We start from the raw sequence: 589 nt of genomic DNA on the forward strand, positions 1-589 counted from the left end.
ACTGGGGATTGCTCCATAACATAAGGAAAATCGCCCATATCTGAATATTGTTTAATCATTTCTATCCCTCGTTTTTGCCTGTTGTAAGTGCCTTTTCTAAAGGTGGATTAAAGCGCATAATTAATTCTTGTAAGCCTTGCCAGATTTCTATCTCCGTTGGCATAGCTTGCACAGTCTGATTTGTTGCTCTGCTATGTAACGCAATAAGATACATAGCGCTATGCAACAAGTTACCTAAAAGATTAGCGACACCAATTAATAAGGAAGGAAGATATGATTGACCAATACCACCCAGCGCAGGCGCATTTACTTGCTGAAGAAGTTGAGAAAGCTCTACAAGCGAAAGCGGAACGGGCGGTAAATCCCACAAGGCTTGCTCTTTTGGCTTTTTGTCTTGCGTTACTAGAGAATTCAAATATTCGTCTTTACCAGAAACCCATGTCTGAACTTTTTCAAGTTGCGCAAAAACACGGCTTACTGAATGAGCAAAAGCTATTGGCTCATCTTCAACCTGCGGCAAACTATCTAAATCTGGCAAATGCCCAAGATATTTTGCCAATAGCTCAGAAATGACCCCATCCCAAATTCT

Annotated in this window: 1 protein-coding gene; it reads right to left on the reverse strand. The window is 40.9% G+C overall.

The features are described from left to right. Positions 1-61 precede the first annotated feature (61 nt). The coding region (locus B0186_RS11760) for a hypothetical protein (protein WP_158077987.1) at positions 62-589 on the reverse strand (528 nt) is incomplete at its 5' end.

This window comes from Canicola haemoglobinophilus, from assembly GCF_002015075.1.
GTDB classification, from domain to species: Bacteria; Pseudomonadota; Gammaproteobacteria; order Enterobacterales; family Pasteurellaceae; genus Canicola; species Canicola haemoglobinophilus.